The organism is Holdemania sp. 1001302B_160321_E10 (assembly GCF_015552275.1).
Lineage (GTDB): Bacteria > Bacillota_I > Bacilli_A > Erysipelotrichales > Erysipelotrichaceae > Holdemania.
In genome coordinates this window covers 92,855-103,556 of sequence record NZ_JADNEM010000011.1, presented here as the reverse complement: position 1 = coordinate 103,556, position 10,702 = coordinate 92,855, and the positions used below count along the sequence as shown (strand labels likewise).

The window sequence follows — 10,702 nt, the reverse complement described above, 5'->3', positions numbered from 1 at the left end:
TCTCTTTCCAGGGTGAAAGTCGTTCGAATATGGTAATAATTTCAGTAAATAAGTTTAATTTCATCCGGTTTTCTTTTGAATGACAAACCTGAACATAGATTAATCCGGATTGAATTCCTGACTGATTATAAAATGGAATTGATCTATCTAACCCTGGATAATTATTTCATTTCCCTAACGATTCCCCCGATCCTGCCCGAAAGGAAAAACAACGAAAAGGGCTGGCGAACGCCAGTCCCTGACTCAAACATCTTTTCATTTCAGGCGAAGCTGGATTTAAAGCTGGATCAGCGGAGCATCAGCCGGCTGCCCTGATGCAGGATATCCGCGATCAGGTTCAGCACCGGATTGTATTGATCCAGAAGGCAAAGACTCATGCCTCCAAAAACAAACATCGTCGTGACAAACCAGCGCAGATTCTTAATCATCATCTTCCGCTTCCTTCTGTTTTTTAATCCACCAAAGCAAGCCTGCCGCCACGCCTAAACTGATGAGCAGCCATCCTGTTTTTTTCTTCATGAAGCCTTTCCTCCTTGATTTCTGGCTTCATTATAAGAAATATTCCCGCCGCTCTCCATCGTTTGAGCTTACAGACAGCTTACAGTTTCGTCACCCGTGTAAAAAACATGATTTTCTGAAGCCTCATTCCAGTAAATCAAGCCTGATCGGCCTGCCCCAGTTTGAAAATCGCAGTTTCCTCATAAAAAAAATAGAAATTCGCTTACCGGGCGCCTTTCTATTTCCATTCCAACAGGAATGATTTTTCTATTGCCAGGGAGTCTGGCTTAACGGGGGAAAGAAATTAATCAAACTTCTCATTTGATTGTCTTCATTATAACCTCCGCTTGTGTGAAAAACATGGTCGAATTGTGAAATATTTGTGTAAGTCAAAAGCAGTTTATTCTTCCTTAATGATAATCCCCAAAACCCGGGCCAGATCCACCGCCTGCGCCGGATTCACAATCACGCCCCTCAGCTCGTCGCCGCACAAGGCAATTCCTTCGATCGAACAGGTGGACAGATCGACGCCGCTGAGATGACTGTGGAAAAACTCACTTTCATCCAGCTTGCAGCGTTGAATTTCAAAGCTGGAAAACTTTCCTTCGCTGAATGAAGACTGCGTGCAGATGCAGTCCGCAAAGCGGCAGCTTTTAAAACTGGAAAACGCGAAATTGGAATAATCGAGCGCACAGTTGAGGAATACCACGTCCTGCAGCACGCAGCGCGACAGATCCGCGCCGGTCATGCGGCAATGATCGAACACAACCCGCCGCAGCGTGCTTTCACTCAGCTGACAGTTGGAAAAATCGCAGTGATCGAAAATCACGTCGACAAAATAATTTTTCTCACTCATCGCCGCCATTGTCACTTTCGTCATCCGGCATTCGCTGAATTCCTTGCCCAGCGCTTTTTCCTCCGGCCACAGATCATCGTTGATTTCCAAGCCGGTCAGTTTTTCCTGCGCCGCCAGCGCGGACGTCAGCACAGCGGGATCCAGCTTCAGGGGCAGGCGCGGGGCCTGCAGTTCTTTTTTGATTTGTTTCATGAACTCATCCTTCCTGATTCTTTTAATCTTATCACAGATCCAGTTTCTTGCAATGAAATCCAATGTTGACAGCCCTTGTCTATCGTGATAGACTCAAGACAGAAGGTGTGTCTATCGCAATAGACAGGAGGTGCTTTATGGAACAGGAACTGAAACTGCATGAAGCGGAATACCGTTTTGCCTGCATTATCTGGGAACACGAACCACTCAGCTCCGGCGAGCTGGCGCAGCTGTGCCGCCAACAGCTGAACTGGCAGCGTACAACGACGTATACCGTGTTGAAAAAGCTTTGCACAAAAGGGTTCTTTAAAAATGAAAATGCCGTCGTAACAGCGCTGATCAAGAAGGAACAGGTGCAGCAGTATGAAAGCCGCAAGGTGCTGGAAAATCTTTTCGACAACTCGCTTCCGGCGTTTCTGACCGCATTTATGGCCGGAAAGAAAATCAGCGAGGATGAGGCTGAAGCGCTGAAAGCGTTGATTGACCGCTGTCAGGAGAATGATGATGAACGCGGCGCTTAATTTTCTGATCGGCAACAGCGTCGCCGTGTGCTTCGTCTTCCTCGTTGTCGTGATTCTGCGATGGCTACTGCGGCATACGCCGAAAATCTACGCCTATGCCTTATGGGCGGCGGTGTTTCTGCGGCTGCTTTTGCCGGTATCGATCAGCGCGCCGGTCAGCTTTGTCCCCGCCGGCGCAATGGCCTTGAGCGAACAGACCGCGCAGGCGCTCTCGCTTCCGCGCAGCGATGCCCCTCGCACGTCCTTAATCCCACCGGAAACAGCACCGGCTTCCGCAGCTGCGGAAACCCGCCCTACGTCCGCTTCCCAACCGGCCGCCGGACTTGGAATGTTCTGGCTGATCGGACTGGCCGTGATCGTCAGCGGCAGTCTGCTCCAATACCGCCGGTTTCTTCGCCGCTGTGTCCGGGGAACTGAAATTCAGCCTGGAATCTGGCGGTGTCCCGACCTGGACTCGCCGGTTCTGATCGGCCTGGTTCATCCCCGGATTCTGCTTCCAGAGGGATTAAATGAAATAGAGGAAACCAGCGTATTGCTTCATGAACAAACGCATTCCCGGCGCAAAGACCCGTGGATCAAACTGGCCGCTTACGCGCTCGTCTGCGTCTATTGGTTTCATCCGCTGGTCTGGGCCGCCTTTGCCCTGATGAGTCAGGACATGGAAATGGCTTGCGATGAAGCGGTAATCCGCCGTCAGGACAGTCCGGGAAAACAAGCCTATTCCCATGCCCTGGTCGAACTGGCTGCCGCCTCTTGGCAGCGCTTCCCGCACCCGCTGAACTTTGCGCGCGGGTCGCTGCGCAGGCGAATTGAGAACATCCTGAATTATAAAAAACTACCGTGCTGGGCTGGCGGTCTGCTGACGATGGGACTGGTCGTCGTGCTGATCGTGGCGCTGTGCAGTCCGCATCAACAAAACGCTTTCGACGCGCAGGCAAAAACGCTGGCTGAACAATTCTGTTCAGCCTTGATCGCGCAGGATGACGCAGAGCTGCGGTCATTGCTGCCAGACCAGAGTGCCGCTGACCGGCAGGAGCTTCTGCGTTTCGCGACTCCGGAATGTCAGGTCTGGTCTGAAAAACCGGCAGTTTACCGGGATCAGATCCGGGTTCAGGCAGACATCGTGATCCAGGACAGCACTCTGTATGCCTCCGGCGATGCAACGCTCAGTCTGATGATGCGCTCGCAGGATAAGGATTTATTTCTGGAACGCGTGCAGGTCGGCGAAGCCGCCCCCTTTGATCTCGATCCCGCGGACGCCGACGCGTTCATGCCGCTGAACGATATCGTCGATCGGCTGCGGGCTTATATCCCGCAGGCGGTGCTGGACGGCATCAACAGCCGGACAATCCCTTCTTCGCATTTCTATCTGCTCGCCAGCTACGATGATCCGCAGACCCGAATCGCTGACAGCTACCGCTATAATCTCCAGATCACCGTTGACGCCGACCGGATGACCTCGCTGCACTTCCGGGATTACGGTGCGGACGCCTCGCAATGGCCGCTTGTCAATCTGACGCAGGCGCAGGGGCAGGCGCTGGCCGAAGCCTTCGCCCAGGATTTCCTCAAGCTGGATCAGAATCCTCCATGGGAACCGGCCGGGATTCAGGAAACGATCGGCGGCGACTACGACAGCTGGAAAGCGGTGCAGGACGGAGTCACCTATACGATCTGCATCGATCGGGAACATGCGTTTGTCGTCTACTATTTCTCCGAAGCCGAATAATCCCAAATACATGATAAAACAGGAAAGATCACGGTCTCTCCTGTTTCTTGTTTATTCTTCTTTCGTTTGAAAATCAGCGCCAGCCTTATAACACAAGCTTTACGACCGCGCGGCCGGCTTTCGGCTGGAACGCAGTAATCGTGATTTCCGCACCCTTGCGCGCCTGCACCAGCCAGCGCAGGGTATGGGTCAGCGGCGCGTGCGCGCCGGTGGTGACTTCACAGGAACGATACTCGGCGTTGACGCCGGAATAGCCTTCCAGATCGCCGATCTCCGTAATTGCCTGACCGGCGATGAAGCTCTCAATCTGCCCCTGCAGCGAAACCTTGACCGGTTTGGCCGTGCCCAAAAGCTTCGCTTCCCGGCTTAAATAAGTCGGCAGATAGCCAACGTTAGAAATTGTAGCGGTTACTTCCGCCAGATCCGCACCCAGCCAGTTCACATTTGTCTTGTCGATCTCCAGCTGCGGCAGCGACTGAGCGTAGCGCAGGCAGAACTTCGTCGTCTTTTCCACTTCCTGCAATAAGAACGCATTCGGACAGTTTTCCTCAGTAAATTTCAGATTCAGTCCGCCGATTTCAACCAATCCCAGCTGCGGATGTTGATACGGCGTCCAGGCTTCCATGCTTTCCGGGGCGTTTTCCGCGCACCACGCCAGCACCTTCGCCATCGTGTCCAGACATTCCGCTTCGCTTTTGGCGTCGCGGCGATCCCAGTCGATCTTGCAGCCGGCCCGTTCCAACAGATTCCACAGTTCCAGCGTATAGGCAGGAATGCCCTGATCCTGGAAGCACCAGTCGTCAAACGCGCCGGAGGAATAATTTTCCTGATCCGTCATGAAGTGATCGAAAATGTTGATCGCCGGATAGCCCATTTCTTCCGTCGCCATCGCCGCGATCTCACGCAGCCGGCGCATATCGTCGGGATCCGCGCTCTTTTCCGGGCGGGTTCCCGGCGGATACAGAATCACGCCGCCGCTGGTATGATGCGTTGCGACCGCGCCGATGTTGTGATGGGCCAGGACAAAATCCACTACCGCTTTGTTTTCCGGATTGCTTAACGGGTAAGCCCCGGCCCCGGCCTGGCGGGATTCATGGAACCAGCCGAACGGATAGTTGCGGTTGAAGTCCAGTCCCCATAAGGTGGGAGCCGGCTGAATCTCATTGCCGTTGGCGCCCTTCAGCACGCCTTCACTGACGACCGTGTAGAACTCGCCCTCGCGCTCGTCCGGCTTGCGTTTTTCCATTAACTGCGGGTGCGTCTTGCTGATCTTCCAGGCGCCGTGCTTGTCCTTGATCCGCATCATCCGGATCACGCCGTCCTGATCCATGTCTTCCGGCACTAAACCCGGCTGCTGCACCGGGGTCAGATACGGCCTATCGGCGGAACGCAGATCATACGGCGAAGTCAGATACACCTCGCTGCCGTCCACGCTGATCCGCGGAATGACGTAGAACGTCAGCATGTCCACCAGCCGTGTCAGCTGGGCGTCCTCGCCATAGTTGGTACACAAGACGTCGAGCGTATGCAGCGCCGCCATCGAACCGGTCACTTCCCCGGCATGCGTATTGGCGTCGATATAGAACGCCGGCTTCGCCAGCGGATCGCCCGTCTGCTTATGGGTCAGCGTCAGCGCCCACACATCGCGGCCCTTTTCACTCTTGCAGATTGATTCCATCGTGAGTAAATCTGGATGGTTTTTAACCAGCGTCTGCAGCGCTTCAGTCAGCTCGGAATAAGTATAGTAATGATCGTACTGAAAGGTTGTTTTCATTGAGGCACCTCCGATTTTAGTTTCGTCTTTACGGCTGCGGGGTATTCCTTTTTTATTTCGGTTTGCCCCAAGCCCTGTCCTGATCCTGTCAGAAACGTCTGTTTCTTAAAGCACTTTGCTCAGGAATTCAATCGTCCGCGGATGCGTCGGGTGATCGAAGATTTCCGCCGGACTGCCCTGTTCGGCAATCACGCCCTCATCCATAAACAGCACGCGGTCACTGACCGACCGGGCAAAACCCATTTCATGCGTGACGATCACACACGTCATGCCGCCTTCCGCCAGCTGCTGGATGACCTCCAGAACATCCTTGACCATTTCCGGATCGAGCGCCGAGGTCGGTTCGTCGAACAACATGACGTCCGGCTCCATCGCCATCGCCCGCACGATCGCCAGCCGCTGCTTCTGACCGCCGGAGAGCTTGCGCGGATATTCGTGCGCCTTATCCTCCAGGCCGACCTGCTTCAACAGCTTCATCGCTTTCTCTTCCGCTTCCTTCTGCGGAACCTTCTTTTCCAGCGTCGGGGTGATCGTGATGTTTTCCAGCACGGTTAAATGCGGGAAAACGTTGAAATGCTGGAACACCATGCCGATCTTCTGACGATGGTGGTCGATATTGATCTTTTTGTCGGCAATGTCCACGCCTTCAAAGATGACCTGACCGCTGGTCGGCTTTTCCAGCAGGTTCAGACACCGCAGAAACGTCGACTTGCCGCTGCCGGAGGGGCCGATGATCGAGACGACCTCGCCCTTATGAATCGTTTCGTTGATTCCTTTTAAAACTTCCAGCGATCCGAAATTCTTTTTCAGATCTTTGACTTCAATTAATTTTTCTCCTGCATTAATCACTGACGCTCATCCTCTTTTCCATATATTGAATGCCCTTCGATAAGACAAAGGTCACGACGAAGTAGATCGCGGCAATGATGATCAGCGGCTGCCAGGCATAGAACTTCGTGCTCATTAACAGCGTCCGCGTATACATCAGCTCGCCGATATAGAAGGTGGAAGCCAGCGAGGTTTCCTTGATCATCGTGACAAACTCGTTGCCCAGCGCCGGCAGGATATTCTTGACCGCCTGCGGCAGAATGATCTTCATCATCATGTGCCGGTTGGACATACCCAGACTCTTGGCCGCTTCGCTCTGGCCTTTGTCGACCGCCTGAATGCCGGAACGGATAATTTCCGCGACATAAGCCGAGCTGTTGAAGACCAGCGCGATGACGACGCAGGCATATTTGGACAGGTTCAGCCATGGGAAGGCCATCGGCAAAAAGAAGCGGAAGATATACAGCTGCACGAGAATCGGCGTGCCGCGCAGCACTTCGACATACACCGCCGTGATGAATTTCAGCAGCGGATTTTTCGACAGCTTGATGATCGCGATCAGCGCCCCGAAGATCGTACCGAAGAAGACCGTGATTGCCGCCAGCTTCAAGGTTTCCCACAAGCCGCTCATGAAGATGCCGGAATTTTCCTGGAAGACCTGGATGACGCCCGGCGACTTCTTTGCGACGCCTTCAGAGCCGTCGAATTCAATGCCCAGCTTGGAAGCCAGCGTCTTGGCTTCGTTTTTCCATTGTTCATACAGCCCCTTTTCGTTGATGTCCGCAATTATGTTGTTGATCGCGGCAATCAGCTCCGTTTCGCCTTTTTTGACGGCAAGTACGTTGCCGGCGTGCTGATCTTCCAACGTCGTATCGAAGCGCGCATCCGCCAAGATCAGCGAATTGTCCTTGGATACATAGCCTTTGGCCACGTCGCAGTCGGAAGCCAGCGCATCCACCTTGTTGGTAGTTAAGCTCAGGATACCGATGTCCATCGACGTAATCGTTTCCAGCGTCGCCTGCGGCAGCTGGGTCTGCACATAGTTTTCCTGCAATGAGCCGGCCTGCGCGGCAATCAGTTTCCCATCGAAGCTGGCCAGATCCGGATACTTCTCCGCATCCGCACGGCGGATCATCAGCCCCTGACAGGCCGCTTCTCCGGTTTTGTTAAACCCGTCGGATAATTCAAAGGAATCCTCGCGGTCTTCCTTCCAGCCGAAACCGCTGATCGCCATGTCGCTTTCGCCCAGATCGACTGAGCTGAGCACCATCGCGAAGTCCATCGCCTGAATTTCCAGCTCGACGCCCAGCTGATCAGCGATGTACTGCGCCATCATGATGTCGGAGCCGACATACTGGTCCTGTCCTTTCCTGGAATCGTCGATAAACTCCTGCGGCGCAAAGTCCGGCGACGTCGCGACGATCAGTTTGCCCCGCTGCAGGATTTCCTCCAGCCGGTTGGCGGGATTGCCCTGAGCCGGCTGTTCCTCCTCAGCCGCCAGCGACAATCCGGTTGTGATCCACAGGCAGAAAATCATAACGGCCAGGATCAGCGTGTTCTTCATCTTTCTCATATTACCCCTCTTTTCCAAACAAAAAAGCCGTTCCTCTAATCTAGGAACGACTCACATCGCGGTACCACCCTAGTTGCCGGAAAAAAACATCCGACCCCCTCGTTCGTTAACGCAGACTCACGTTTCAGACTACTGCTTTCATCTGAACTTCTCCCAGGTGCGCTTCGCTTTTGACAGTGCCGCCAAACTTTCACTCTGTTTTGGCTCGCTGATGGATATCTCAAGCTACTCTCCTGTTCGCTGAATTTTGAATATGGATTCAGTTTAAGCGAAACTGAGACGGTTGTCAAGACGGAAATGAACTGCTTCGCGATAAAAAGAGAAATTTTACATCAATCCATGTAACTTCTTACATTCTTTTTTTATTTGTCCGGCTGCGTTTATTTATCATAGATATGGGTGATGTTTTTCAACAGGATGGAAAGACTGCCGTCAGGATTAGTGATGAATTCCACATGGCTCTGATCGTGCATATAATCAATCGGCAAAACGATCGAAATCCCGCTGTCGGTCACCAGCTTCTGCTTTTTCAGCTTGGCGTCGTAGGCGGAGCTGGTCACAACCATCCGCTGCTGATCCAGACCACGGTCCTGCAGCTTCGCCTTCGCTTCAAACAGCGTCGAAGGATCGTCGACGTAGATTTCCTCAAAGACTTCCTCAAGATTGACTTCTTCCTTTTCCTGCAGCGATTCTGCGACTTTCTGCTTGAACTCGACACGGCGGTTCATTTCGGTCAGATCGTCGCTGGGATGAATTTCCTGCACGATTTTCTGCGCCGCCTTGATCTTCTCCTTCGGCGTCATATCAAATTGTTGATTCAGCAGCAGTTCCGAAAGCGGCGTAAAGCCTTTTTCCTTCTTTTCAATCAGCTGCGTCAGCCCGGTGAACAGATCGGTGCAGAACTCAAAGCTCACCCCGGCCGACGCGCTGGGCAGCGTCGTCTGGTATTCGACTAACTCCAGCCGGGTCTGGCGTTCATCCTGGCTGAGATGGTGAATCAGCGAGCTGCGGTAATCCAGAATTCCGACATATAAGCTTAAATGCCGGTCGATCTCCAACAGCGCAAACAGAACATCCGCGCTCTGGCCGCCGTTGCTTTGGCGGTAGTTGAACAGCTTTTCCAGCAGCTGCAGCGTAAACTGGTAAAACGCCTGCCAGTCCGAGGCTTTCAGCACCTCATCCAGCTGGACCCCGCCGATGCTGGCCGTCGTGCTTGTGCGGCAGTGTTCGCTGCCCGTCAGACGCTGCAGCCGTTTTTCCAGATAGGTATTTAAAAAGTCCGTCGGTTCCAATTCCACCTGCGAAACCACAGGCATCCCCAGATTCATATCCAGGCTGTGCAGAATCGCGGTTTTTAATTCGATCGTTTCCACGAGCGATTCCTCCTTTATCCTGGGCTTAGTTTACCTTTTTTTCCGCAAAAAGAAAAGACATCTCGTTTCTGAAATGTCCTGCTTCCCCGTTTTACAGCTGCGTCATACCGCCGACGGCAGCGATGATTTCCTCGGTGTCCAGCGTGCTGAACCGGCTGCGGTTAAACCGGATCGTCTTCGACTGCATATCGACGATGACCGACAGATCCACGTTCATATAGAAACCCTTGACCAGACACGTGCGGATCGAATCCTTGGCCAGATCATGCTTGACGATCGCCAGACTTTCCACATCAGTATAGACTGGAATTCCCCGATCTTCCGAATACATCTGAAGTTCTTCCAGACGGATATAATCGACGACGAATGCGTCTAAATTCGCAATCCGGTCGGCGTACTCCAATAACTGTAAGGTCGCGTTTTCCTCCGCCATCAGCGGCACGGCATATTCTTCCACCAGCGTGTTGCCGATGATTTGTGTTTGTTTCTTATTCATCCTGCTCACCCATCCTGCTCCTTTACTTATCATCATTATACTATGTTTTAGGAAAAGTGAATATGCTGAATTGAATAATATCCTTATTTTTTTAATTTCGACAATGTTCGACATAGAAATGATCACAGCGCTTACATTTCCGTTATTTTCCTGCTTATTTAATTATGCTGAAAACAGTGCCTTTTTCATGCCCGCAGCGATTTAAAAAGTCTGGAATCAAACTCGTTCCAGACCGGTTATCCTGATGAAAGTGACCGAAATCGAGATTGGAAATTTAATTCTATCCTTCCAATCCGTCGATGAACGCCAGTACCTGCGCGACGTCCTGATCCGGCTTTACTTTGTCAAAACGCTTTAAGATGTTTCCCTGCTCGTCGATCACAAACGTCGTACGCGCCACGCCCATCACCTTTTTGCCATACATCATCTTTTCCTGCCAGACGCCATAAGCTTCGATCGCGATCCGTTCAGGATCGGAAAGCAGCGTAAAATTCAGGCTCTGCCTGGCGATGAATTTCTGATGAGACGCCGCGGAGTCTTTGGAGATGCCGATCACCTTGAGATTCCGCGCGGCCAGTTCGGCAAAATGATCGCGATAGCTGCAAGCTTGCTTTGTGCAGCCCGGCGTGCTGTCCTTGGGATAAAAATAGACGACGACCTTCTGCCCCAGGAAGTCATGCAGCGCTACTTCGTTGCCCTCGCTGTCGTTCAGTTTGAAATTATATGCTTTTTCCATGATTGTTCGTCCTTTCTTTGTTTTTTTATTTTTGTCAGCTTTATCATACCCGTTTTTCCGGTTTCTGCCTACTCTGACGCCCGGATTTTCTGATTTATTATTCAAAACAAGTTAACTTTAATCAACGGG

At 52.4% G+C, this 10,702-nt stretch carries 10 protein-coding genes and 1 other annotated feature; of the genes, 2 read left to right on the top strand and 8 right to left on the bottom strand.

What is annotated here, in order from left to right:
• Positions 1-287: 287 nt before the first annotated feature.
• Positions 288-431 (bottom strand): hypothetical protein, encoded by a 144-nt coding sequence (locus tag I2D94_RS08650; RefSeq protein ID WP_159432732.1) that lies wholly within the window; start codon positions 429-431, stop codon positions 288-290.
• A 467-nt stretch (positions 432-898) separates the two neighbouring features.
• A complete protein-coding gene (locus tag I2D94_RS08645) occupies positions 899-1,546 on the bottom strand; it encodes a pentapeptide repeat-containing protein (RefSeq protein WP_195396351.1) in 648 nt (215 codons plus the stop codon).
• A 137-nt stretch (positions 1,547-1,683) separates the two neighbouring features.
• Here I2D94_RS08645 and I2D94_RS08640 point away from each other — a divergent pair, with 137 nt between their 5' ends.
• Both I2D94_RS08640 and I2D94_RS08635 read left to right on the top strand, forming a co-directional pair.
• Entirely contained in the window at positions 1,684-2,067 is a 384-nt protein-coding gene (locus I2D94_RS08640) for a BlaI/MecI/CopY family transcriptional regulator (protein WP_072682847.1), read from the top strand.
• A complete protein-coding gene (locus tag I2D94_RS08635; RefSeq protein WP_195396349.1) occupies positions 2,051-3,793 on the top strand; it encodes a M56 family metallopeptidase in 1,743 nt (580 codons plus the stop codon). The genes I2D94_RS08640 and I2D94_RS08635 overlap by 17 nt, the downstream gene beginning before the upstream one ends.
• A gap of 85 nt (positions 3,794-3,878) precedes the next feature.
• Here I2D94_RS08635 and I2D94_RS08630 read toward each other — a convergent pair whose 3' ends face one another.
• The 6 genes from I2D94_RS08630 to bcp all read right to left on the bottom strand — a co-directional run bounded on the left by I2D94_RS08630 (position 3,879) and on the right by bcp (position 10,573).
• The gene (locus I2D94_RS08630) at positions 3,879-5,567 is read right to left on the bottom strand and encodes a M14 family metallopeptidase (protein WP_195396347.1); all 1,689 of its coding nucleotides are present in this window, start codon (positions 5,565-5,567) and stop codon (positions 3,879-3,881) included.
• Positions 5,568-5,672: 105 nt separating this feature from the next.
• Complete coding sequence (locus I2D94_RS08625) at positions 5,673-6,416, bottom strand: amino acid ABC transporter ATP-binding protein (RefSeq protein WP_370544611.1); 744 nt, start codon at positions 6,414-6,416, stop codon at positions 5,673-5,675.
• Positions 6,409-7,968 (bottom strand): ABC transporter substrate-binding protein/permease, encoded by a 1,560-nt coding sequence (locus tag I2D94_RS08620; protein ID WP_195396345.1) that lies wholly within the window; start codon positions 7,966-7,968, stop codon positions 6,409-6,411. The genes I2D94_RS08625 and I2D94_RS08620 overlap by 8 nt, the downstream gene beginning before the upstream one ends.
• Before the next feature lie 39 nt (positions 7,969-8,007).
• Positions 8,008-8,218, bottom strand: a binding site (T-box leader).
• Between the two features lie 130 nt (positions 8,219-8,348).
• Positions 8,349-9,341 (bottom strand): nucleoid-associated protein, encoded by a 993-nt coding sequence (locus I2D94_RS08615; protein ID WP_195396343.1) that lies wholly within the window; start codon positions 9,339-9,341, stop codon positions 8,349-8,351.
• A gap of 91 nt (positions 9,342-9,432) precedes the next feature.
• On the bottom strand, positions 9,433-9,837 hold the full coding sequence (locus tag I2D94_RS08610; protein ID WP_072682853.1) for a hypothetical protein: 405 nt from the start codon (positions 9,835-9,837) through the stop codon (positions 9,433-9,435).
• A gap of 280 nt (positions 9,838-10,117) precedes the next feature.
• Complete coding sequence (bcp, locus tag I2D94_RS08605; protein WP_195396342.1) at positions 10,118-10,573, bottom strand: thioredoxin-dependent thiol peroxidase; 456 nt, start codon at positions 10,571-10,573, stop codon at positions 10,118-10,120.
• Between the last annotated feature and the right edge of the window lie 129 nt (positions 10,574-10,702).